Origin of the sequence: Demequina soli, from assembly GCF_000971195.1 — a bacterium.
Classification (GTDB): Bacteria; Actinomycetota; Actinomycetes; order Actinomycetales; family Demequinaceae; genus Demequina; species Demequina soli.
The window spans coordinates 80512-102130 of record NZ_BBLZ01000008.1 but is presented as its reverse complement, the minus strand read 5'-3'; the positions used below and the strand labels follow the sequence as shown (position 1 = coordinate 102130).

Here is a 21619-nt window from a genome sequence, read left to right as displayed (position 1 = left end):
GCACCGCGCACCCCCTCCGTTGGGTCCTGCCTCAGCCTCGCGGGCTCACCAGCCCCGCCTCGAACGCGATCACCACCGCCTGCACGCGGTCGCGTGCGCCCAGCTTCGCGAGCACGCGTCCCACGTGGGTCTTCACGGTCGGCTCGGCGAGGTACAGCTCCGCGCAGATCTCGTGGTTCGACAGCCCGCGCGCCATCAGCTCGAGCACCTCGCGCTCGCGGTCGGTGAGGCCCGCGAGCCGCGCATCGTCCACCGGGTCCGGCAGCGACGCGACGCGCGCGAGCAGCCGCCGCGTCGAGCTCGGCGCGATCACCGCGTCGCCCGCGTGCACCGTCCGGATCGCGGCGAGCAGATCCTCGGGCGGCGCGTCCTTGAGGAGGAACCCGGATGCGCCCGCCCGGATGGCGGCGACCACGTACTCGTCGAGGTCGAACGTCGTGAGGATGATCACCCTGGTATCGGACGATGCGGTGATCGCCGCGCACGCCGCGATCCCGTCCGTGCCGGGCATCCGGACGTCCATGAGGACCACGTCGGCGGGCGCCTCGAGCGTCGCGAGGCCGGTGACCGCGCAGTCGCCGTCGCCGGCCTCCGCGACCACGGTCATGTCCTCTTGCGAGTCGACCACCATGCGGAAGCCGGCGCGGATGAGCTGCTGGTCGTCGACCAGGGCGACCCGGATCATGCGTCCTCCATCTGGGGTGAGGTGCGGGGGGTGAGGGGTAGGCGGGCGCGCACGAGGAAGCCGCCGCCCGCGCGGGGCCCCGCCGTCAGCGTGCCCCCGAAGACGGTGGCGCGCTCGGCCATGCCGGCGATCCCGAGCCCGGCGCCGTCGCCCCGCGCCGCCGCGCCCCGGCCGTCGTCGGACACGGCCACCGCCAGCGCATCGTCCTCCCACCGCAGCTGCACGAACGCGGTCACGTGCGGCCCGGCGTGCTTGAGCACGTTCGTGAGGGCCTCCTGGACGATGCGGTACGCGGCGAGGCCCGCGCCGACCGGCAGGGGCCGCGGGGTGCCGGTGGTGACGTACGAGACCTCGAGGCCGCCCTCGCGCATCTGGGCGACCAGGGCGGGGATGTCGGCGAGCGCGGGCTGCGGGCCGAGCGCGGCCTCGCCGTCGCCGTCGCGCAGGACCCCGAGGAGGGCGCGCATCTCGGCGAGCGCGGAGCGGCTGACGTCGGCGATGGTGTCGAGGCTCTGGAGCGCTGCCGCCGCGTCGGTGCGGCCGGCAAAGCGACCGCCGTCGGCCTGCGCGACCACCACGGACAGCGTGTGCGCGACCACGTCGTGCATCTCGCGGGCGATGCGCGCGCGCTCGTTGGAGGCGGCCAGCGCGAGGGCGGCCTCTCCGTCGCGTTCGCGCGCGCGGGCGAGGGCCGCGAAGCGCCTGCGCTCCACCGCGAGGCGCACGCCGAGCACGGCCGCGACCGCCGTCGCGGCGACCGCGATCACCGCGAGCCCCCAGGTCATGGCGCTCACTGTACGGCCAGGGTCCGACGGCCGTTCCTCGCCCGTGCGGGCACCGCCTAGAATCGATGCGTGAGCGACGTCCCCCAGCACGACAACGCATCCGCCGGTCCCGAGCAGCCCCTGCCGGAGAACCTCGAGAGCGTCGCCGTACCCGCCGCGATCCGCAACGCACCTCGCTTCGGCCCGTTCGTCGGCACCGGCGTGGGTCTGGGCATCCTCCTCGCGGCGATCCTCGCGATCGTCCTCCCCAACTCCACCGGCGTGGGCCGCTTCCTCGTGTTCCTCCTCATGGCGCTCGGCTTCTGCCTCTTCGGCGCCATCATCGGAGGTGCCGTGGCGACGAGCCTCGACCGCGCATCGTCCCCCCGAACGGAGACCGGCCGATGAACCGACGCCCCGACGGCACCCCGCTGACCGCCCGCCGCGGCGGCGACGGCCGCCTGAACCACGACCTCCTCCAGGGCGAGTCGACCCCGCAGGACGAGTGCGGCGTGTTCGGCGTCTTCGGACCCGGCGAGGAGGTCGCCAAGCTCGCCTACTTCGGGCTCTACGCGCTCCAGCACCGCGGGCAGGAGTCCGCGGGCATCGCCACCTCCAACGGCGAGAACATCCTGGTGTTCAAGGACATGGGCCTCGTGTCGCAGGTGTTCGACGAGGGTGCGCTCGAGGCGCTCCAGGGCCACATGGCCGTGGGCCACACGCGCTACTCCACCACCGGCGCGTCCGTCTGGGCGAACGCGCAGCCGACGCTCGGCCCGACAGCGCACGGCACCATCGCGCTGGGCCACAACGGCAACCTCACCAACGTGCAGGAGCTGCTCGACCTGCTCATCGCGCGCGAGGGCATGGCCAAGCGCCTCGACCTCAAGGGCGGCAAGTGCACGGACACGGCGATCGTGACCGCGCTGCTCGGCGCCGAGGGCTTCGACTCGCTCGAGGAGGTCGCCATGGATCTCCTGCCGCAGGTCGAGGGCGCCTTCTCGTTCGTGTGGATGGACGAGCACCGCATGTACGCCGCGCGCGACCCGCAGGGCTTCCGCCCGCTCGTGCTCGGCAAGCTGCCCTCGGGCGGCTGGGTGCTCGCGTCGGAGACCGCCGCGCTCGACATCGTGGGCGCCAAGCACGAGCGCGAGGTCGAGCCGGGCGAGCTGCTCGTCATCGACGAGACCGGCGTGCGCTCGCGCCGCTTCGCCGCGGCCGACCCCAAGGGCTGCATCTTCGAGTACGTCTACCTCGCGCGCCCCGACACCACGATCGCGGGCCGCTCCGTGCAGGCCGCGCGGCTCGCGATGGGCCGTACCCTCGCGGCGGAGCACCCCGTCGAGGCCGACATGGTCATCCCCGTCCCGGAGTCCGGCACGCCCGCCGCCGTCGGCTACGCGCAGGCCTCGGGCATCCCGTTCGCGCAGGGCCTCGTGAAGAACTCCTACGTGGGCCGCACGTTCATCCAGCCGTCGCAGACGCTGCGTCAGCTGGGCATCCGGCTCAAGCTCAACCCGTTGCGCGAGGTCATCGCCGGCCAGCGCCTCGTGGTGGTCGACGACTCGATCGTGCGCGGCAACACGCAGCGCGCGCTGGTCGCGATGCTGCGCGAGGCCGGCGCGGCCGAGGTGCACGTGCGCATCTCCTCGCCGCCGGTCCAGTGGCCGTGCTTCTACGGCATCGACTTCCCCACGCGCGACGAGCTCGCCGCCGTGGGCCACGCCATCGAGGAGATCCGCGACGACATCGGCGCGGACTCGCTCGGCTACATCTCGCTCGAGGGCATGCTCGCCGCGACCGAGCAGGCGGAGTCCCGCCTGTGCACCGCGTGCTTCACCGGCACGTACCCGGTCGAGCCGCCCGTGAACGCCCGGCACCTGCTGGTGTCCCAGCCCGTGGAGGCCTGAACAATGACCGACGGCATCACCTACGCCGCCGCCGGCGTCGACACGCACGCGGGCGACCGCGCGGTCGAGCTGATGAAGTCCGCGGTGTCGCGCACGCACGGGCCGGAGGTGCTCGGGGGAGTGGGCGCGTTCGCCGGGCTCTTCGACGCCTCGGCGCTGAAGGCGTACGACCGGCCGCTGCTCGCCTCGTCGACCGACGGCGTGGGCACGAAGATCGTCATCGCCCGGGCCATGGACATCCACGACACCATCGGCCAGGACCTGGTCGCGATGGTGGTCGACGACATCGTCGTGTGCGGCGCGAAGCCCCTGGTGATGACCGACTACATCGCGTGCGGCAAGGTGGTGCCCGAGCGGATCGCCGACATCGTGCGCGGCATCGCCGAGGGCTGCGAGATGGCCGGCGTCGCGCTGGTCGGCGGCGAGACCGCCGAGCACCCGGGCGTCATGGAGCCCGACGACTACGACGTCGCGGGCGCCGCGATCGGCGTGGTCGAGGCGTCCAGGCTGCTGGGCCCCGAGCGGGTCTCCGCCGGCGACGTCATCGTGGCGATGGCGTCCTCGGGGCTCCACTCCAACGGCTACTCGCTCGTGCGGTCCGTGGTCGCGCACGCCGGCTGGGAGCTGTCCACCGCGATCCCCGAGCTGGGTCGCACGGTGGGCGAGGAGCTCCTCGAGCCCACGCGGATCTACTCGCGGCTGTGCGTGGACCTCGCGGCGTCCGTCCCGGGCCTCCACGCCTTCTCCCACGTCACCGGCGGCGGCCTCGCGGCCAACGTCGCGCGCGTGCTGCCCAAGGGCCTCGCGGCCACCGTCGACCGCTCCTGCTGGGATCTGCCCGCCGTGTTCTCGGTGGTCCAGGCCGCGGGCAACGTGCCGTGGAACGACCTCGAGTCGACGCTCAACATGGGCGTGGGCATGGTCGCGATCGTCTCGGCCGCGGACGCCGATGCGCTCATCTCCGCCTCGACGGCCGCCGGCGTGCCCGCCTGGGCCCTCGGCGAGGTCATCGCGGACCCGATGGCGCCCGCCTCCGCCGACGTGGTGCGCGGCGCCAAGGGTGTCGACGGCGGCACGGTCATGCTGAGCGGGGCGTACCGGGTCGCCTGACGGCTCCGGTCCCCACCGGTGCTTGGAGCCCGTGTTCCGAACCGGCGTACACATCGACCCGGCGGTGCCCGGACCAGGGCATTCACTGACCAGCGGGCGATCCGTACGGCGGTTGGGGCCAGGCGGCGCGGGGTGGCACGGGCAGCCACGGCGCTCGCAGCGCCGCACGGATGTCCGCGAGGAGCCTGTCCGGCGCGCCCGTCACGTCGGCATAGGTGAACCTGAGGACCCGATAGCCGAGCGCAACGGCAGCCCGGTCGCGCCTGCGGTCCTCCGCGAACTGGACCGGATCGTCGTGCGTCGTGCGGCCATCCACCTCGACGATCACACGGCCCTCGACGATGAAGTCGACACGTCCGACCCCGCCGACGACCACCTGCTGGTGGAACGCCAGGTGGGCGCGGGTGAGAACCAGCCGCGTGAGCGACTCCAACGGCGACTGCGACAACCTGCTCGCGTGTCGCAGGAGGAATGCGCGCCGTCGTCTCGACGTCGCCTCGAACGCCGCGACCTCCGCCCTCGCGATGAGGCGCCGCGAGAGCGCAGCGTCGACCATCACCAGCTGCGACTCGCGTGAGACGCAGCGCGAGGCGATGTCCAGCGCGCCCGCGAGCCGGCGCGCGGCCTCGACGTCGCCGACATGATGGGCCGTGATCGAGGCGGGGAGCGCGAGGTGGTCGCTGCCGTGATTCCGCGACGCCGGGATCGCGAGGTGAAGGCCCGGCACGGGATCGAGGATCGGCAGGCTCCAAGCGCCGATGGCGCTCACGCAGGTGAGCCGGCCTCGCCACGCGACCTCGGCTACGACGTTCGGATCGGCATCCGGGAGCGCGTAGCAGCCGCGACGCGCGCGGATGAGCATGCCGCGGTCCACCGCGGCATGCAGCTGGCGCTTGCCGACCTTGAGCCGCGTGAGCGCGGCGAGCTCGGCGGCACCGCCGAGGCTCATGAGCGCGGCGACGGGATCCATGCGTCCACGCTGCGCGACGCACGGCGACGACGCGACGACGGGGTCCGGATCGGTGGATGCGGACCCGGGGCGGGCGGGCACGGGGACATCGGCACGGCCGCGAGCCTGTGCCGCGTACCGAATCGGCGCACGATCGGCCGCGCCCGACGCGTGATCAGCCACGACGGCGCGCGGCAGACGTCCTGTACGGCGGTTGGTGACAGCCGGCGGGGCAGGAGCGAGGAGCTAGTCCTCGTCGTCCGCCCAGCGGTCGTAGTACTCGTCGGAGTCGTCGGAAGAAGAAACAGCAGGGACGGACGCGCTTCCGTCGCGGCTGATCAGCTCACGCTCGAGCTCACGGATGTCAGATCCGTGGTTCGTGTACTTGAGCTGACGAGCGATCTTCGCGTCCTTAGCCTTCTGACGGCCTCGACCCATGTCGCCGTCCCTCCCGGTCTCGCGCGCCTCGTGCTCGGGCGCCGCCTCGTCATTCCTGCCCTACTTTACAACGCGTGTCCAGCAGGATGCGACTCCCTCCCCGGCCGCCTGCGGGCACGCCCGCGCGGGCCCCGACGCATCGTCCCTGCACCAGGATGCACACCGCGCGATCGCGACACGCCGAATGTGACACAAATCGCATAATCAGGAAAACTTGACCTTTCGCCGTCATAATCGCTTTCGTCGACCGTCTCATACCGCACACAGCCTCCCCCGAGGCGACGAGTCGACAGATGACTGAGGGATAGATACATGACTGAGACTGCCCAGGAGCCCGAGAAGCTGCTCACCCCGTCGGAGGTCGCCGCGATCTTCCGCGTCGACCCGAAGACGGTCACCCGGTGGGCGAAGGTCGGCAAGCTGAGCTCGATCCGTACGCTCGGGGGCCACCGTCGCTTCCGCGAGGCCGAGGTACAGGCGCTCCTCGCCGCCGCGCAGGAGGGGCGCTAGCCTCACGCGGGTCGTGCCCGCCGCGCTCGGTGCCTGAGGGGCGCCGGGTCGAGGCGTAGCGCGCCACGAATACAGCCGGACACGTCCGCCGGCTGACCGGACATCGCAGTCCGGTCAGCCGGGGCTGACGTCTGCCCTCCGGCGTAGCCTTCCTCCATGACGTCCCCCCTCGTCGCGGAGTCCTACGACACGCCCTTCGGCACCCTCACGGTGCTCGTCACGCTCGAGGACGGCGTGGTGCGCGCCTCGGGCTTCCGGCCGATGCGCGACACCGTCGCCGCGCTGCCGTCGCGCCTGCAGGGCCGCGGCTGGGTCGAGGGCGAGCTGCCCGCGATCCGCGCGGCCGTCGAGGGCTGGCTGGGCGGCGACCACGACGCGATCACGCGCGTCCCGGTCGCGCAGGACGGCGGACCCTTCTTCCAGGAGCTGTGGGAGGCGCTGAGGACCGTGCCCGCGGGCGCATCGGTCAGCTATCAGGAGCTCGCGGCGATGGCGGGTCGTCCCCGCGCCATGCGCGCCGCCGGCACCGCCTGCGCGCGGAACAACATCGCCCCCTTCGTCCCGTGCCACCGCGTCGTCAAGTCCGGCGGCGAGCTCGGCAGCTACGGCTACGGCGGGCAGGCGATGAAGCGCGCGATGCTCGTCATGGAGGGGGAGCGCACGGTGGACGATGCGCGGGTGACCCCGTGACGCAGGCACCTGCCCGCGCGTGGGTGCCGGCCTTCGCGCTCTGCGCCGTGTCGTGGGGCGCGAGCTTCCTCTTCATCTCCCTCGCGCTGCGCGGGCTCGCGCCCGCCCAGGTGGGCTTCGGGCGCGTCGCGATCGGCACGGTCGTGCTGGGCGCGGCCCTGCTCCTCGCGCGTCGCCGCCCTCGCCTCACGTGGCGGGACGTCGCGAGCATCGGCGTGGTCGCGATCGGCCTGTCCACGGTGCCGTTCGTCCTCATCCCGTATGCGCAGCAGCACATCACGTCGATCCTGGCGAGCCTCCTCAACGCCACGACGCCGCTGTGGACGGCGCTGTTCGTCGCGCTGCTCATCCCGCACGAGCGGGCCAGCCGGGCCCAGGTCGGCGGGCTGCTCCTCGGCGCGGCCGGCATCGCGGTGCTGCTGGGCGCGTGGAACATCGACGCGGTCCCGCTGCTCGGCGCGGCGCTCATGCTCGCGGCGACGGCGTTCTACGGGATCGGGTCGACCATGTCGCGCATGCTGCTCGCGCGCGTCCACGAGGGCCCGACCGCCCTGTCCGCGGTCCAGATCGGCATCTCGGCGCTTCTGCTGCTGCCGTTCGCGCTCGCGGCCCCCGCGCCGGCGCCCGGCGCGCTGTCGCTCGGCTCGGAGGCGCTGTGGGGGCTGCTCGCGCTCGGCGTGCTCGGCACCAGCTTCACCTACGTGCTGTTCTGGAAGGTGATCCGGCTCGCGGGCGCGACCACCGCGGCGTCGGTCACGTACGTGGTCCCGGTGGTGGCGACGCTGCTCGGGGTGCTCGTGCTGCACGAGCACGTGCGCTGGCACGAGCCCGTGGGCGCCGCCGTGGTGCTGGCGGGGGTGTGGCTCGCCCAGCGGACGCCGCGTCCGCGCGCGGCGGGGCGGACGGCTCCGGGGGCCGAACCGGCTACTTGAGCCCGACGACCGCCTTGACGTTGTCGATGGACTCGTGCGGCGTGAGGTCCTTGTTCTTCTTGATCAGCGCGTTGCCGATCAGGACGAGGATGATCACGATGAGCAGCAGCGCGACGCCGATCGTGAGCGCGGCGAGCCACGCGGGCCACACCGTCGCCAGGCCGAGCACGGCCGCGGCGATGAGCACGCCCGAGGCGAAGAAGCCGAAGACGCCGGCGCCGACGTACAGGCCCACGCCCGCGCCGATGCCCTTGAGCTTCTTGGCCGTCTCCTGCTTCGCACGCTCGATCTCGGTCCTGATGACCGCCGTGATGCGCCCGAGCACGCCGGCGACGATCGCATTGACGAAGTAACGGCCGAAGTTGTCGGACGACATGGCTCACCTCCAGGCGGGATTGTCCCTAGTCAATCCTGTATCGGCAGGCCAGCGCAAACGGGTGAGGACGTTCTCGTGGAACAGGAAAGCCCCCGGAGGCGATCCTCCGGGGGCTTGGTGGTGGCTCCGACGGGCGTCGATCCCGTGACCTCACGATTTTCAGTCGTGCGCTCTACCAACTGAGCTACAGAGCCTTGGCGCAGGGGCGTCCCCCTACTTGAGACGAAAGCCCCTCCGTGAGAAGGGGCTCGCGTACCGCGACCCTGACGGGACTTGAACCCGCGACCTCCGCCGTGACAGGGCGGCGCGCTAACCAACTGCGCTACAGGGCCTTGATTCTCGCGTTGCCGCGAGCAAGACGTATGAAGTTTAGACCATCTTCTGCCCGGCTCCGTACCCCCAACGGGATTCGAACCCGTGCTACCGCCGTGAAAGGGCGGCGTCCTAGGCCGCTAGACGATGAGGGCTCGCGTCCACGCTTGGAAACCTTGCGCCGAGGCGTAGAAAACTATAGGGGTAATGGAGTGAAAAATCCAATCGGCCGCCTACCAGGGACGATGTGCGGTGGCCGTGGTGCGTCCCGTGGCCGTGGGAGCATCGCACCATGGTGAGGATGACCCGCGAGGAGTTCGAGACCGCCGTCGAGGACGCGATCGACGAGGTGCCGGACGAGCTGCTCGACCTCATCGACAACTGCGTGATCCTGGTCGAGGACGAGCCCGAGGGTGAGGACAAGGACCTGCTCGGCCTCTACGACGGCGTGGCGCTCACCGAGCGCGGCGACCTGTGGGGCGGCGCGCTGCCGGACCGGATCCTCATCTACATGAACCCGACGCTGCGCATGTGCCGGTCGAAGGACGAGGTCCGCGACGAGGTCGCGATCACCGTGGTCCACGAGATCGCGCACCACTTCGGGATCTCGGACGAGCGCCTGCACGATCTCGGCTGGGACTGAGCGGCGCGGGCTCAGCCGACGGGGAGCCACCCCTGGCGCTCGAGGTCGTGGACGAGCTTGTTGAGCACGGCCTGGGCCTCGGCGTCGGACTCGCACACCTCGTAGCCGACGTGCGGCGGACGCTCGGGCTGGGAGGTGTCGGTGGTGGTGAGGACGATCGTGCAGCCGTCGTCCTCGACGGCGAACGTGCGCACCTGGGTGCCGTGGGAGAGGGCGAAGGGTTCCATCCGTCCAGGCTAGGCCCCGCCGTGCGCGGATGCGACGATGCCCGGGCGGCCTCGTGCGGGAGGCGGCCCGGGCATCGTCCGGAGGTCAGTCCTCGTCGCCCTCGATGAAGGCGGGGGAGGCGACCGCGTGGGTGCCGGCGCGACGGCCGATCCAGCCGAGGCCGTGGTAGATCACGAGCGCCGCGATGGCGCCCAGCGCGATGCCGTTGAACACCATCGAGCCCGCGGTCGCCGTGTAGTCGGCGGTGCCGACGATGAGCGCGACGGCGGCGGTCACGAGGTTGACGGGCTTGGTGAAGTCGACCTTGTTCTCGACCCAGATGCGCGCGCCGAGGATCGCGATGAGGCCGAAGAGCAGGGTGGACAGGCCGCCGAGGATGCCCTGCGGGATGACCGACACCATCGCGCCGAACTTGGGCACGAGGCTCAGCAGCAGCGCGACCGCGGCCGCCGCCCAGTAGGCGAGGGTCGAGTACACGCGGGTCGCGGCCATGACGCCGATGTTCTCGGCGTAGGTGGTGGTGCCGGAGCCGCCGCCGAGGCCCGCGATGATGGTCGCGGTGCCGTCCGCGAGGAGCGCGCGGCCCGTCTCGGGGTCGAGGTTGCGGTCGGTCATCGCGGACACGGACTTGAGGTGGCCGATGTTCTCCGCGATGAGGATGATCACGACGGGCACGAAGGCGACGAGCACGCTGCCGTCGAAGGTGGGCGTGTGGAAGGTCGGCAGGCCGAACCAGGACGCGTTCGCGATGTGGTCGACGGCGGTCTCGCCGCCGAACGAGTCGAGCGGGGTGGTCCACTCGCCGCGGATCGCGGAGAAGACGCCGCCGACGACGGCGCCGAACAGGATCGCGACGCGGCTGATGAAGCCCTTGAAGGCCACCATCGCGATGAGCGTCGCGGCGAGCGTGACGAGCGCGGTCCACGGGCTCGCGTTCCACTGGTTCTTCGCGGCGCCCGCGAGGTTGAGACCGATGAGCGCGACGATCGCGCCGGTGACGACGGGAGGCATCGAGCGGTCGATCCAGCCGGCGCCGAAGCGGGTGACGATGAGGCCGACGATCGCGAGCAGGATGCCCGCGAGGAGGATGCCGCCGAGCCCGCGCCCGATGGTCGCGGCGTCGAGCTCGCCGTTGCCGGCGTTGACGCCCGCCGCGGCGAGCGGCGCGATGAACGCGAAGCTCGAGCCGAGGTAGCTGGGCACGCGGTTGCGCGTGATGGTGAGGAACAGCGCGGTGCCGATCGCGCTGAAGAACATCGTGGTCGACGCGGGCATGCCGGTGATGGCGGGCACGAGCAGCGTCGAGCCCATCATGGCGAGCACGTGCTGCGCGCCGATGCCGATGGTGCGGGGGTAGGTGAGGCGCTCGTCCGGGGCGACCGAGCGGCCGGGCTCCGGGTGCTTGCCGTCCCCGTGGAGGGACCAGGTGAACATGCTCATGCTTCTCCTTGTGGGGGTGATGCCTGCCAGGCGAGGGAACTGAGGGGAATGTAGCCCGCGAGGGTCCCGGGTGCGCGGACGCGACGACGCTCCGCACGGTGTGGCGTGCGGAGCGTCGGGGGAGGTGCGGTCAGGCCTTGGGGTGCGAGGCCCAGGCGCTGTCGACCATCTGCTGGACGGTGTGGCGCATGGCCCAGCCGAGGTCACGGGCGGCGAGGGTGCCGTCGGCGACGATCTTGGCCGGGTCGCCGGGGCGCCGGGGCGCCTCGACCGGGGCCTTGTCGGTGCCGGTGGCGGCGACCATCGCGTCGACGATCTCGCGCACCGAGGTGCCCGAGCCCGAGCCCAGGTTGTAGACGCGCTCGAGGGTGTCGCCGGCGTCGAGCCGCTGGGCGGCGACCACGTGGGCTGCCGCGAGGTCGCTCACGTGCACGTAGTCGCGCACACAGGTGCCGTCCGGCGTCGGGTAGTCGGTGCCGTTGATCTGCGGCGCCTTGCCGGCCTCGATCGCGAAGAACACCTTCGGGAAGAGGTTGTGCGGCGAGGCGTCGTAGATGTCCGCGTAGCCCGACCCGACCACGTTGAAGTAGCGCAGGCTCGTGGCCGCGAGCGGGGCGCCCGCCATGGTGGTCGCGGTGACCTGGTCGCGGATGAGCCACTCGCCGATGAGCTTCGACTCGCCGTAGGGCGACTCGGGCGTGGTGGAGGTGGACTCGGTCACGACGGGGGAGTCGGTGTTGCCGTAGACGCCGGCCGAGGACGAGAACACGAGGCTGCGCACGCCGGCGTTCTCCATCGCCTCGAGCAGCGAGCGCGTGCCGTCGACGTTGGCCTTGTAGTTGACGAGCGGGAACTTCACGGACTCGCCGGCGTACTTGTAGCCGGCGCAGTGGATGACGCCCACGACGCCGTGCTCGGTGAGGGTGTGCTCGACCACGTCGGTCTCGAGGATCGACGCCTTGACGAACGGCACGCCCGCGGGCACGAAGGACTCGATGCCGCTCGAGAGGTCGTCGATCACGACCGGGTCGATGCCCGCGGCCTGGAGGGCGCGGACCACGTGCGAGCCGATGTAGCCGGCGCCGCCGGTGACAAGCCAGGACATGTGTCTCCTAGGGAAGGGGCTGGGAACGGGTTCAGGCGTCGCGGCGGGCACCCGCGGACGGGTTGACCACGAAGATGATGGGCGCGGTGAGGCCGGCCTCCGCGAAGGCCGCCTCGATGGCGGCGGTCATCGCCTCCACGGCGGTGGCCTCGATGAGCGCGATGGCCGCGCCGCCGAAGCCGCCGCCGGTCATGCGGGCGCCGACCGCGCCGTTCGCGAGCGCCGTCTCGACCGCGAGGTCGAGCTCGGCCACGGAGATCTCGAAGTCGTCGCGCATCGACGCGTGCGAGGCGACGAGCAGGTCGCCGATCGCGCGCGGGCCCTCGGCCGCGACCACCTCGGCGGTGCGGGCGACGCGGGCGTTCTCCGTCACGACGTGCTTGACGCGACGGAAGGTCTCGTCGTCGAGGGTCTCCTGCGCGCGGGGCAGGTCGTCCTCGGTGAGGTCGCGCAGCGAGGGCACGCCCATCGCGGCGGCGCCGTCCTCGCACGACCTGCGGCGCGCGCCGTAGCCGCCGGTGGCGTGCTCGTGGTGGACGCGGGTGTCGATGACGAGCAGCTCGAGGCCCTCGTCGGCGAAGTGCAGGGCGACCGGGTCGGCGGTCTCCGCGCGCACGTCGATGAGGACGCCGTGGCCCTCCTCGCCCATGAGCGACGCGGTCTGGTCCATGTTGCCCGTGGGGGCGCCCACGGCGCCGTTCTCCGCGAGCTGGCAGATGTAGATGAGCTCGCGGCGGGTCAGGCCCAGGTCCCACTCGTCGTTGAGCGCGAGCGCGACGGCGCACTCGATCGCGGCGGAGGACGACAGGCCGGCGCCGAGCGGCACGTCCGAGGTGAGCATGATGTCGAAGCCGGTGCGGCCCTCGAGCGAGACGCCGCGCTGCTCCATCGCCCACACGACGCCGAACACGTAGGCGCTCCAGCCCTCGAAGCGCTCGGGGCCGAGCTCGTCGAGCGAGGCCTGGGCCGGCTCGGGCATCGCGCCGGAGTGGACGGTCAGCATGCGGTCGTCGCGGCGGCCCACGGCGGCCCACGTGCGCCGCTCGATCGCGAAGGGGAACACGAGGCCGTCGTTGTAGTCGGTGTGCTCGCCGATGAGGTTGACGCGGCCCGGCGCGGACCACACGCCGTCGGGGCGGCGGCCGTAGCGCTCCTCGAAGGCGCGCGTGGTGGACTCGGGCGAGGGGATGTCGATCACGATGCCTCCAGGGCTGGGTGTCGGCGCGGGCGCCGGGCAGCGGGTGCGAGGGGCGAGGTCCCAGGCGGGATCGCTGGCCCCATGCTCCCACGTCGGCCGTCGGGACTGCGCGGCCGTGCGCGGTGCTCGAGCCGTCGCCGGACGGGCCGGCGTCGGGAAGTTACCTCCGCCATGTTACCGTCAACATGACGGGTGGCCAAGCGGGACGTCGGTCCCTCCTCCCGGGGGACGATGCGGCGGCCGCGCGGGCCCCGCGCCTCGCCCGCCGGGGATGGCGCGAGCGCCGCGCGGGTCCCGGGTCCCGCATCGTCCCTGCACCCGTTGGGATAGCCTGACCGCCATGACAACGGACCGTCCCGCCTCGCTCAGCAAGAGCGGACGAGGCCCGAGCATGCACGACGTCGCGGCGCGTGCCGGCGTCTCGCACCAGACGGTCTCGCGCGTGCTCAACGACTTCGCCGGGATCCGCCCGGAGACCCGGGAGCGCGTGCTCGCCGCGATCCGCGAGCTGGGCTACCGGCGCAACATGGCCGCCCGCGCGCTCGCGACCGGGCGCTCCGAGGTCATCGGCGTGATCATGCCCGAGGTGCCGCACTTCGGCCCCACGAGCACGCTCTACGCGATCGAGCACGCCGCGAAGAAGGCGGGCTTCAAGCCGCTCATCACCACCGCCTCGTGGGACCCCGAGTCGATGGGCCAGGCGCTCGACTTCCTGCTCGGCCGGTCGGTGGATGCCCTCGTCGTGATGGCGCAGCACCCCGACGTGCTCGCCGCGGTCGAGGCGACCACGGACGTGCCCGTGCTGTCGGTGCTCACGGGCAGCCCGCGCGGCACCCGCGCCGTCGCGGTCGACCAGATCGCGGGCACGCGCCTCGCGCTCGACCACCTCTACTCTCTGGGCCACCGCCGCTTCCAGCACATCACGGGGATCGCGGGGCTCACCGAGGCGCAGCTGCGCCGCGACACGTTCCTCGCGTTCCTCGACGAGCACGGCCTCGAGCACCTGCCCATCCTCGAGGGCGACTGGAGCGCCGACGCGGGCTACCGCGCGGGGCTCGCCGTCGACGAGGGGGTGACGGCGCTCTTCTGTGCGAACGACCCCATGGCGATGGGCGCGATCCACGCGCTCGAGGAGCGGGGGCTGCGCGTCCCCGCCGACGTCTCCGTGGTCGGCTTCGACGACGTCCCCGAGGCCGCGTACGCGCACCCCGGGCTCACCACCGTGCACCAGGACTTCACCGAGGTGGGGCTGCGCGCGGTCGCGATGCTCATGGATGCGATCAGCGGGCGCGAGCCGGCCGAGGTCTCGCCCGTCGAGCCGTGGCTGGTCGAGCGGCAGTCGACCGGCCCCGTGCGCGCCTGAGCGCAGGGGGACGATGCGGGCCGCGGCTGCGGCGCGACGCCACACCCGCGGCGGGCTAGCGTGGAACCCGTGCCCACGAGGCGCGCCGCCCGGGACCAACGGACCCCGGACGGCGGCTCATCGCGGGTATGTTAACGTTAAAACCAGCCATCCTCTCCGCACGGCAAAGGGGCCATCCAGGTGGATCGTCGGGACGCACGGTGTCCCTCCCGACCACGGCCTGCCGCCACGAGAAGGCACGCACCCCTGAGGAAGGAGTCCCACCCGTGACGAGCTTCACCCCCGAGCAGGTCTCGGCGATCCGTCGCAGCCGCGAGCGCGTCGCGCGCCTCCACGGCGAGCTGACCCGCTACAACCTGGTGGTCTGGACGGCGGGCAACGTGTCCGAGCGCGTCCCCGGCACCCAGCACTTCGTGATCAAGCCGTCGGGCGTCGACTACGACGACCTGACGCCCGACAACATGATCCTGTGCGACCTCGACGGCAACGTCGTCCCGGGCTCGCCGGGCTCCGACCGCAGCCCCTCCTCCGACACCGCCGCCCACGCGTACGTCTACCGTGCGATGCCGCACGTCGGCGGCGTGGTGCACACGCACTCGACCTACGCGACCGCATGGGCCGCGCGCAACGAGGCGATCCCGTGCCACATCACCGGCATGGCGGACGAGTTCGGCGGCGAGATCCCCGTGGGCCCGTTCGCGATCATCGGCGACGACTCGATCGGCCGCGGCATCGTCGCGACCCTCGAGGGCCACCGCTCCCGCGCCGTCCTCATGGCGAACCACGGCGTCTTCACCATCGGCAAGGATGCCCGCGACGCGGTCAAGGCCGCCGTCATGTGCGAGGACGTCGCCAAGACCACCCACATCGCCCGTCAGGGCGGTGAGCTCGTCGCGATCCCGCAGGAGAAGATCGACGCGCTCTTCGACCGTTACCAGAACGTCTACGGACAGCAGCCGCAGGGAGGCATGTAAGTGACCAGCATCGTTCCGAACCTCGCCGAGTACGAGGTCTGGTTCCTCACCGGATCCCAGACCCTCTACGGGGACGAGGTCCTCAAGCAGGTCGCCGACCAGTCGACCGAGGTCGTCGAGACGCTGAAGGCGTCGGGCGACATCCCCGTCACCGTGGTGTGGAAGCCCGTCGTGAAGTCGCGCGACGAGATCCTCGAGACGATCATGGCCGCCAACGCGGACCCCAAGGTCATCGGCGTCATCACCTGGATGCACACCTTCTCCCCGGCGAAGATGTGGATCACGGGCCTCAACGCGCTCCAGAAGCCGCTGCTCCACCTCGCCACGCAGGCGAACCGCGAGCTGCCCTGGGCGACCATCGACTTCGACTTCATGAACCTCAACCAGGCCGCGCACGGCGACCGCGAGTACGCGTACATCGAGTCGCGCATGAACGTCGCCCGCACCACCGTGGTCGGCCACCCGTCGACCCCGGCCGTGTCCCAGCGCATCGGCACGTGGTCGCGCGCCGCCGCCGGCGCCCACGCCGCGAAGAACCTCAAGGTCGCGCGCTTCGGCGACAACATGCGCTTCGTGGCCGTCACCGAGGGCGACAAGACCGAGGCGGAGATCAAGCTCGGCGCCCAGATCAACACGTGGGGCGTCAACGAGCTCGCCGACCGCGTCGCGGCCGTCGCGGACGCCGACGTCGACGCGATGGTCGGCGCCTACCTCTCCGAGTACGAGGTGGTCCCGGAGCTGCTCGAGGGCGGCGAGCGCCACCAGTCGCTGCGCGACGCGGCGGCCATCGAGGTCGCGCTGCGCGCGTTCCTGGTCGAGGGCGGCTTCGGTGCGTTCACCGACTCGTTCGAGGACCTCGGCGAGCTCAAGCAGCTCCCCGGCCTCGCGGTGCAGCGCCTCATGGCCGACGGCTACGGCTTCGGCGCCGAGGGCGACTGGAAGACCGCGATCCTCGTGCACCTGTGCGCGGTCATGGGTGCCGGCCTCGAAGGCGGCTCCTCTCTCATGGAGGACTACACGTACCACCTGGTGCCCGGCGAGGAGCTGTCGCTCGGCGCCCACATGCTCGAGGTGAACCCCGCGCTGTCGTCCAAGAAGGCGCGCCTCGAGATCCACCCGCTCGGCATCGGCGGCAAGGAGGACCCGGTCCGCCTGGTCTTCACCGCCGACGCGGGCGAGGCCGTCGTGGTGGCGCTGTCCGACATGCGCGACCGCTTCCGCCTCGTGGCGAACGTGGTCGACAACGTCGACCTGCCGGAGCCCATGCCGCACCTCCCGGTCGGCCACGCGGTGTGGAAGCCCCGCCCGGACTTCACCACGGCGGTCTCGTCGTGGCTCCAGGCCGGCGGCGCGCACCACACCGCGATGACCAGCCAGATCGGCATCGACGTCATCAAGGACTTCTCGAAGATGGTGGGCATCGAGCTGCTCGTCATCGACGAGGGCACCACGGCCGAGGGCTTCGAGCAGCAGATCCGCTGGAACAACGCGTACTACGGGATGGGCGGTCGCTGACCCCCGCTCGCGCGCGACAAGGAAGGGCCTCGGCATCGCCGGGGCCCTTCCTCATGCCCCCGGACGGCCCGCGGGCCGTCGGGGCGGCAGGGGGACAAAGGTCCCGAATCGCCGACCCGTCCTTCTCCGTCATCGCGTGCCGAAATCCTGGAACCGCTCCCAGGTTTCGCGCATCGCACCTGGTAGACCTAATTAATTCAAGGTGTGAGGCACTCGTGACCGCATCGTGACGGAGCGGGTTTGACTCTCGGTGTGAACGCAAACACACTATGAACCGCACGGCCTGCGATGGCGCGGGTCGGTATCTCGAGGAGGAGATATGAAGTTCAAGAAGTTCCTGGCGGCGGGTGCCGGTGCGGCCCTCGCGATCAGCCTGGCGGCGTGCTCCGGCGGCGGCGCGGGCTCGACCGACACGAGCTCGACCGGCGCGACCGCCGGCGGCGGCGCGGCTGCTGAGGGCGGCACCATCGGTGTGGCCATGCCGACGCAGACCTCCGAGCGCTGGATCGCCGACGGCGATGCGGTGAAGAAGGGTCTCGAGGACCTCGGCTACTCCGTCGACCTCCAGTACGGCAACGACGACATCCCGACCCAGTCGCAGCAGATCGACAACATGATCACCTCGGGCGTCAAGGCCCTGATCATCGCGGCGATCGACGGCACGGCGCTCTCGCAGCAGCTCCAGGCCGCCGCGGACGCGGGCATCCCGGTCATCTCGTACGACCGCCTCATCCGCGACTCGGCGAACGTCGACTTCTACGTCACCTTCGACAACTACAAGGTCGGCGTCCAGCAGGCGACCTCGCTGCTCGTGGGTCTCGGCATCCTCAACGAGGACGGCACCGAGGCCGGCGCCAAGGGTCCGTTCAACATCGAGCTCTTCGCGGGCTCGCTCGACGACAACAACGCGCACTTCTTCTGGCAGGGCGCGATCGACACGCTCCAGCCCTACATCGACAACGGCACGCTCGTCGTCCCGTCGGGCCAGACGACCATCGAGAAGGCCGCGACGCTGCGCTGGCAGCAGGAGACCGCCCAGAAGCGCATGGAGGACATCCTGACCTCCACGTACGTGGGCACCGACAAGAAGGTCAACGGCGTGCTCTCGCCGTACGACGGCCTGTCGCGCGGCATCATCACGGCGCTCCAGAACAACGGCTACTCGGGCACCGTCGCCGACGGCTTCCCGGTCGTCACCGGTCAGGACGCCGAGATCGCCTCCGTCAAGCTCATCGACGACGGCGTGCAGTTCTCGACGATCTTCAAGGACACCCGCAAGCTCGCCGACGAGGCCGTCACGGTCGCCCAGGACTACCTGACCGGCGCCACCCCCGAGGCGAACGACACCACGTCGTACGACAACGGCGTGAAGGTCGTCCCGTCGTTCCTGCTCGAGTCGGACATCGTCTACAAGGACAACATCCAGTCCCTGCTGATCGACTCCGGCTACTGGACCGCCGACGAGGTCGCCTCCGGCCAGGCCTCCTAAGCAGCTCCCGGCGGTGCCGGCCCTCCGGGGCCGGCACCGCCACCCCCTCTTTTTGCACCACCCCTCTCACACCTATGGAGGTGAGACATGCCGAAGCACATCCTTGAGATGAGGAAGATCACCAAGACCTTCCCCGGCGTCAAGGCGCTCTCGGACGTCGAGCTCAGCGTGATCGACGGCGAGATCCACGGCATCTGCGGCGAGAACGGCGCAGGCAAGTCGACGCTGATGAAGGTGCTGTCGGGCGTCTACCCGCACGGCACCTACGAGGGCGACATCGTCTACGACGGCGAGGTCCAGGCCTTCGGATCGATCCCGGACTCCGAGTCCAAGGGCATCGTGATCATCCACCAGGAGCTCGCGCTCATCCCCTACCTCTCGGTCGCGGAGAACATCTTCCTCGGCAACGAGCGTCGCGGGTCGAACGGCCTGATCGACTGGAACCTCACGAACCACGAGGCCGGCAAGCTGCTCGAGCAGGTCGGCCTCGACGAGAACCCCACGACCCCGGTCAACCAGCTGGGCGTCGGCAAGCAGCAGCTCATCGAGATCGCGAAGGCGCTGTCCAAGGACGTACGGCTGCTGATCCTCGACGAGCCCACCGCGGCCCTCAACGACGACGACTCGGAGCACCTCCTGGGTCTCCTGCGCTCCCTCAAGGAGCGCGGGATCACGTCGATCATGATCTCCCACAAGCTCAACGAGATCGCCGAGATCTGCGACCGCACCACGATCATCCGTGACGGTCACACCATCGAGACCATCGACGTCACGAACGACGCCGGCATGCAGGACCGCATCATCCGCGGCATGGTCGGCCGCGACCTCACCAACCGCTACCCCAAGCGCGAGCACGTGGTCGGCGAGGAGATCTTCCGCGTCGAGGACTGGACGGTCTACCACCCGACCCAGGCCGGCCGCATCGTGGTCGACAACGCGTCCTTCAACGTCCGCAAGGGCGAGGTCGTCGGCATCGCCGGCGTCATGGGTGCAGGCCGCACCGAGCTCGCGATGAGCCTCTTCGGCCGCTCGTACGGACGCGACATCACCGGCCGCACGTACCTCCACGGCGAGGAGGTCCAGATCCGCGACGTGTCGGAGGCCATCAAGCACGGCCTCGCGTACGCCACGGAGGACCGCAAGCGCTACGGCCTCAACCTCATCGAGGACGTCCGCCGCAACATCTCCGCGGCGGCCCTGTTCAAGCTCTCGAAGCGCGGCTGGGTCGACGGCAACAAGGAGATCAAGGTCGCGGAGGAGTACCGCGGCTCCATGAACATCAAGACGCCGACCGTCATGCAGACGGTGGGCAACCTCTCGGGCGGCAACCAGCAGAAGGTCGTGCTGTCCAAGTGGATCTACTCGGACGCCGAGGTGATGATCCTCGACGAGCCGACGCGCGGCATCGACGTCGGCGCGAAGTACGAGATCTACACCATCGTCAACCGCCTCGTGGCGGCCGGCAAGGCGGTCATCATCATCTCGTCGGAGCTCCCCGAGCTCCTCGGCACGTGCGACCGCATCTACACCCTGGCGTTCGGCGTCGTGACCGGCGAGGTGCCGGTCGCGGAGGCCACGCAGGAGAAGCTCATGACCCTGATGACTCAGGAGAAGACCAACAAGGACAAGGAGGTCCGGGCATGACCGGCACCGCCAGCATCCGGGAGCTCCTTACCCGGAACATGCGGACCAGCGGCATCTACATCGCGTTCGTCGCCATCATCGCGCTCTTCACCATCCTCACGGACGGCAAGCTGCTGAGCGCGGGCAACGTCACGAACCTGGTGCTGCAGTACTCGTACATCCTGATCCTCGCGATCGGCATGGTGATGGTGATCATCGCCGGCCACATCGACCTGTCGGTCGGCTCGGTCGTCGCCTTCACGGGTGCCGTGTCCGCGGTGCTCGTGATCAAGCACGACATGCCGTGGTGGGTCGGCGTGATCGCCGCCCTCGTGGTCGGCGCGCTCATCGGCGCGTGGCAGGGCTTCTGGGTCGCGTTCGTGGGCATCCCCGCGTTCATCACGACCCTGGCCGGCATGCTCCTGTTCCGCGGCCTCACCTGGCTCGTGCTCGACAACATCTCGCTGTCGCCGTTCCCGGACACCTACCAGAAGATCGCGGGCGGCTTCCAGAACGGCCTGTTCGGCGGCAACGGCTACGACGTCTTCACGCTCGTCGTGTTCGCGCTCGCCCTCGTCGGCTACTTCTTCTCGGCGTGGCGCACCCGTGCCGCCCGAGTGGCGTACGAGCAGCCCGTCGAGGCGTTCCCGCTCTTCGTCGTCAAGCTGGTCGTCATCGGCGCCGTCGTGATGTGGTTCGCCTGGCAGCTCGCCCACGCGCGCGGCCTCCCGAACGTCCTCATCATCCTGGCCGTCCTCATCGTCGTGTACTCGATGGTCACCAGCCGCACCGTGTTCGGCCGCCACGTCTACGCGATCGGCGGCAACCTCGCCGCAGCGATGCTCTCGGGCGTCAAGGTCAAGTGGGTCACGTTCGGCGTCATGCTCAACATGGGCGTCCTCGCCTCGGTCGCCGGCATCGTCTACTCGTCGCGTTCCAACGGCGCCCAGCCCGCCGCCGGAAACATGTTCGAGCTCGACGCCATCGCGGCGTGCTTCATCGGTGGCGCCGCCGTCACCGGTGGCGTGGGCCGCGTCACCGGCGCCATGGTCGGTGGTCTCGTCATGGCGACCATGTCCAACGGCATGTCGCTCATGGGTGTCGACCAGTCGATCCAGCAGATCGTCAAGGGCCTCGTGCTGCTGCTGGCCGTCGCATTCGACGTCTACAACAAGCGCCGCGCGGGCGCTCGCTGACCCGCACCGCATCGCACGAGGGGTCCCGGCTCGCCGGGGCCCCTCGTCGTTCGTCCGGCCGCGGCGCCCCGGCCGCGGGACGATGCGCCCCGCGCCACCGCATCGTCCCTCGCCGGGACGCGCCGCGCGGGGATGGTCCCCGCTGAGAGCGGTTCTAGTCCATACTCGT

At 70.9% G+C, this 21619-nt stretch carries 22 protein-coding genes and 3 tRNA genes; 13 read left to right on the top strand and 12 right to left on the bottom strand.

Annotation, left to right across the window (positions count from 1 at the left end; all coding sequences use genetic code 11):
• Positions 1-31: 31 nt before the first annotated feature.
• Positions 32-685, bottom strand: coding sequence for a response regulator (locus AOM04_RS13170; protein WP_062465249.1), 654 nt, complete (start codon positions 683-685; stop codon positions 32-34).
• A complete protein-coding gene (locus AOM04_RS13165) occupies positions 682-1470 on the bottom strand; it encodes a sensor histidine kinase (protein WP_062465248.1) in 789 nt (262 codons plus the stop codon). The genes AOM04_RS13170 and AOM04_RS13165 overlap by 4 nt, the downstream gene beginning before the upstream one ends.
• 69 nt (positions 1471-1539) lie before the next feature.
• On the opposite strand from AOM04_RS13165, the gene AOM04_RS13160 reads away from it, so the two are divergent.
• Genes AOM04_RS13160 through purM form a run of 3 tightly spaced genes read left to right on the top strand, consistent with a single transcriptional unit; the run spans position 1540 to position 4469 of the window.
• Entirely contained in the window at positions 1540-1857 is a 318-nt protein-coding gene (locus AOM04_RS13160) for a hypothetical protein (protein WP_062465247.1), read from the top strand.
• Complete coding sequence (gene purF, locus AOM04_RS13155) at positions 1854-3359, top strand: amidophosphoribosyltransferase (protein ID WP_062465246.1); 1506 nt, start codon at positions 1854-1856, stop codon at positions 3357-3359. Before AOM04_RS13160 ends, purF begins: the two co-directional genes overlap by 4 nt.
• 3 nt (positions 3360-3362) lie before the next feature.
• Positions 3363-4469 (top strand): phosphoribosylformylglycinamidine cyclo-ligase, encoded by a 1107-nt coding sequence (gene purM, locus AOM04_RS13150; RefSeq protein WP_062465245.1) that lies wholly within the window; start codon positions 3363-3365, stop codon positions 4467-4469.
• 82 nt (positions 4470-4551) lie between these two features.
• On the opposite strand, the gene AOM04_RS13145 is transcribed toward purM, so the two are convergent.
• Both AOM04_RS13145 and AOM04_RS13140 read right to left on the bottom strand, forming a co-directional pair.
• Positions 4552-5439, bottom strand: a complete 888-nt coding sequence (locus tag AOM04_RS13145; RefSeq protein WP_062465244.1) for an endonuclease domain-containing protein — start codon at positions 5437-5439, stop codon at positions 4552-4554.
• 225 nt (positions 5440-5664) lie between these two features.
• On the bottom strand, positions 5665-5856 hold the full coding sequence (locus AOM04_RS13140; RefSeq protein ID WP_062465243.1) for a DUF3073 family protein: 192 nt from the start codon (positions 5854-5856) through the stop codon (positions 5665-5667).
• 312 nt (positions 5857-6168) lie between these two features.
• On the opposite strand from AOM04_RS13140, the gene AOM04_RS13135 reads away from it, so the two are divergent.
• The 3 genes from AOM04_RS13135 (at position 6169) to AOM04_RS13125 (ending at position 7988) form a co-directional block, all read left to right on the top strand.
• Positions 6169-6366: a BldC family transcriptional regulator gene (locus AOM04_RS13135; RefSeq protein ID WP_042215779.1), complete on the top strand. Its 198-nt coding sequence runs from the start codon at positions 6169-6171 to the stop codon at positions 6364-6366.
• Positions 6367-6522: 156 nt separating this feature from the next.
• Positions 6523-7056 (top strand): methylated-DNA--[protein]-cysteine S-methyltransferase, encoded by a 534-nt coding sequence (locus tag AOM04_RS13130; RefSeq protein ID WP_062465242.1) that lies wholly within the window; start codon positions 6523-6525, stop codon positions 7054-7056.
• A complete protein-coding gene (locus tag AOM04_RS13125) occupies positions 7053-7988 on the top strand; it encodes a DMT family transporter (RefSeq protein WP_062465241.1) in 936 nt (311 codons plus the stop codon). Before AOM04_RS13130 ends, AOM04_RS13125 begins: the two co-directional genes overlap by 4 nt.
• On the opposite strand, the gene AOM04_RS13120 is transcribed toward AOM04_RS13125, so the two are convergent.
• The 4 genes from AOM04_RS13120 to AOM04_RS13105 form a co-directional block, all read right to left on the bottom strand.
• Complete coding sequence (locus tag AOM04_RS13120) at positions 7981-8364, bottom strand: phage holin family protein (RefSeq protein WP_062465240.1); 384 nt, start codon at positions 8362-8364, stop codon at positions 7981-7983. The two genes, AOM04_RS13125 and AOM04_RS13120, sit on opposite strands and share 8 nt — an antisense overlap.
• Positions 8365-8482: 118 nt before the next feature.
• Positions 8483-8558 (bottom strand) — tRNA-Phe (locus tag AOM04_RS13115).
• 64 nt (positions 8559-8622) lie between these two features.
• A tRNA-Asp gene (locus AOM04_RS13110) sits at positions 8623-8696 on the bottom strand.
• 62 nt (positions 8697-8758) lie between these two features.
• Positions 8759-8831, bottom strand: a tRNA-Glu gene (locus tag AOM04_RS13105).
• A gap of 137 nt (positions 8832-8968) precedes the next feature.
• Here AOM04_RS13105 and AOM04_RS13100 point away from each other — a divergent pair.
• A complete protein-coding gene (locus tag AOM04_RS13100) occupies positions 8969-9319 on the top strand; it encodes a metallopeptidase family protein (protein WP_062465239.1) in 351 nt (116 codons plus the stop codon).
• A gap of 11 nt (positions 9320-9330) precedes the next feature.
• Here AOM04_RS13100 and AOM04_RS13095 read toward each other — a convergent pair whose 3' ends face one another.
• The 4 genes from AOM04_RS13095 to galK all read right to left on the bottom strand — a co-directional run bounded on the left by AOM04_RS13095 (position 9331) and on the right by galK (position 13281).
• Complete coding sequence (locus tag AOM04_RS13095) at positions 9331-9546, bottom strand: hypothetical protein (protein ID WP_062465238.1); 216 nt, start codon at positions 9544-9546, stop codon at positions 9331-9333.
• 85 nt (positions 9547-9631) lie between these two features.
• Positions 9632-10987 (bottom strand): uracil-xanthine permease family protein, encoded by a 1356-nt coding sequence (locus AOM04_RS13090; RefSeq protein WP_062465237.1) that lies wholly within the window; start codon positions 10985-10987, stop codon positions 9632-9634.
• A 130-nt stretch (positions 10988-11117) separates the two neighbouring features.
• Positions 11118-12092: a UDP-glucose 4-epimerase GalE gene (galE, locus tag AOM04_RS13085; RefSeq protein ID WP_062465236.1), complete on the bottom strand. Its 975-nt coding sequence runs from the start codon at positions 12090-12092 to the stop codon at positions 11118-11120.
• 31 nt (positions 12093-12123) lie between these two features.
• Entirely contained in the window at positions 12124-13281 is a 1158-nt protein-coding gene (gene galK / locus AOM04_RS13080) for a galactokinase (RefSeq protein ID WP_062465375.1), read from the bottom strand.
• A 349-nt stretch (positions 13282-13630) separates the two neighbouring features.
• Between galK and AOM04_RS13075 the strand changes: the two genes are divergently transcribed.
• The 6 genes from AOM04_RS13075 (at position 13631) to mmsB (ending at position 21450) form a co-directional block, all read left to right on the top strand.
• Positions 13631-14653 (top strand): LacI family DNA-binding transcriptional regulator, encoded by a 1023-nt coding sequence (locus AOM04_RS13075; RefSeq protein WP_169816449.1) that lies wholly within the window; start codon positions 13631-13633, stop codon positions 14651-14653.
• A gap of 266 nt (positions 14654-14919) precedes the next feature.
• Complete coding sequence (locus AOM04_RS13070; protein WP_062465234.1) at positions 14920-15627, top strand: L-ribulose-5-phosphate 4-epimerase; 708 nt, start codon at positions 14920-14922, stop codon at positions 15625-15627.
• Positions 15628-17142, top strand: coding sequence for an L-arabinose isomerase (gene araA / locus AOM04_RS13065; protein WP_062465233.1), 1515 nt, complete (start codon positions 15628-15630; stop codon positions 17140-17142).
• Positions 17143-17461: 319 nt separating this feature from the next.
• Entirely contained in the window at positions 17462-18631 is a 1170-nt protein-coding gene (chvE, locus tag AOM04_RS13060; protein ID WP_062465232.1) for a multiple monosaccharide ABC transporter substrate-binding protein, read from the top strand.
• Positions 18632-18718: 87 nt separating this feature from the next.
• Positions 18719-20275 (top strand): multiple monosaccharide ABC transporter ATP-binding protein, encoded by a 1557-nt coding sequence (gene mmsA / locus AOM04_RS13055; protein ID WP_062465231.1) that lies wholly within the window; start codon positions 18719-18721, stop codon positions 20273-20275.
• Entirely contained in the window at positions 20272-21450 is a 1179-nt protein-coding gene (gene mmsB, locus AOM04_RS13050; RefSeq protein WP_062465230.1) for a multiple monosaccharide ABC transporter permease, read from the top strand. Before mmsA ends, mmsB begins: the two co-directional genes overlap by 4 nt.
• Positions 21451-21619: the final 169 nt, after the last annotated feature.

What these genes read in the sequence shown, in the direction of transcription:
- AOM04_RS13120 (WP_062465240.1), bottom strand. Translation starts at nt 8,364, where the DNA reads ATGTCGTCCGACAACTTCGGCCGTTACTTCGTCAATGCGATCGTCGCC.
- chvE (WP_062465232.1), top strand. Translation starts at nt 17,462, where the DNA reads ATGAAGTTCAAGAAGTTCCTGGCGGCGGGTGCCGGTGCGGCCCTCGCG.
- AOM04_RS13075 (WP_169816449.1), top strand. Translation starts at nt 13,631, where the DNA reads ATGACAACGGACCGTCCCGCCTCGCTCAGCAAGAGCGGACGAGGCCCG.
- mmsA (WP_062465231.1), top strand. Translation starts at nt 18,719, where the DNA reads ATGCCGAAGCACATCCTTGAGATGAGGAAGATCACCAAGACCTTCCCC.
- AOM04_RS13170 (WP_062465249.1), bottom strand. Translation starts at nt 685, where the DNA reads ATGATCCGGGTCGCCCTGGTCGACGACCAGCAGCTCATCCGCGCCGGC.
- AOM04_RS13135 (WP_042215779.1), top strand. Translation starts at nt 6,169, where the DNA reads ATGACTGAGACTGCCCAGGAGCCCGAGAAGCTGCTCACCCCGTCGGAG.
- AOM04_RS13165 (WP_062465248.1), bottom strand. Translation starts at nt 1,470, where the DNA reads ATGACCTGGGGGCTCGCGGTGATCGCGGTCGCCGCGACGGCGGTCGCG.
- AOM04_RS13130 (WP_062465242.1), top strand. Translation starts at nt 6,523, where the DNA reads ATGACGTCCCCCCTCGTCGCGGAGTCCTACGACACGCCCTTCGGCACC.
- AOM04_RS13145 (WP_062465244.1), bottom strand. Translation starts at nt 5,439, where the DNA reads ATGGATCCCGTCGCCGCGCTCATGAGCCTCGGCGGTGCCGCCGAGCTC.
- AOM04_RS13100 (WP_062465239.1), top strand. Translation starts at nt 8,969, where the DNA reads ATGGTGAGGATGACCCGCGAGGAGTTCGAGACCGCCGTCGAGGACGCG.
- purF (WP_062465246.1), top strand. Translation starts at nt 1,854, where the DNA reads ATGAACCGACGCCCCGACGGCACCCCGCTGACCGCCCGCCGCGGCGGC.
- AOM04_RS13090 (WP_062465237.1), bottom strand. Translation starts at nt 10,987, where the DNA reads ATGAGCATGTTCACCTGGTCCCTCCACGGGGACGGCAAGCACCCGGAG.
- AOM04_RS13140 (WP_062465243.1), bottom strand. Translation starts at nt 5,856, where the DNA reads ATGGGTCGAGGCCGTCAGAAGGCTAAGGACGCGAAGATCGCTCGTCAG.
- AOM04_RS13095 (WP_062465238.1), bottom strand. Translation starts at nt 9,546, where the DNA reads ATGGAACCCTTCGCCCTCTCCCACGGCACCCAGGTGCGCACGTTCGCC.
- purM (WP_062465245.1), top strand. Translation starts at nt 3,363, where the DNA reads ATGACCGACGGCATCACCTACGCCGCCGCCGGCGTCGACACGCACGCG.
- mmsB (WP_062465230.1), top strand. Translation starts at nt 20,272, where the DNA reads ATGACCGGCACCGCCAGCATCCGGGAGCTCCTTACCCGGAACATGCGG.
- galE (WP_062465236.1), bottom strand. Translation starts at nt 12,092, where the DNA reads ATGTCCTGGCTTGTCACCGGCGGCGCCGGCTACATCGGCTCGCACGTG.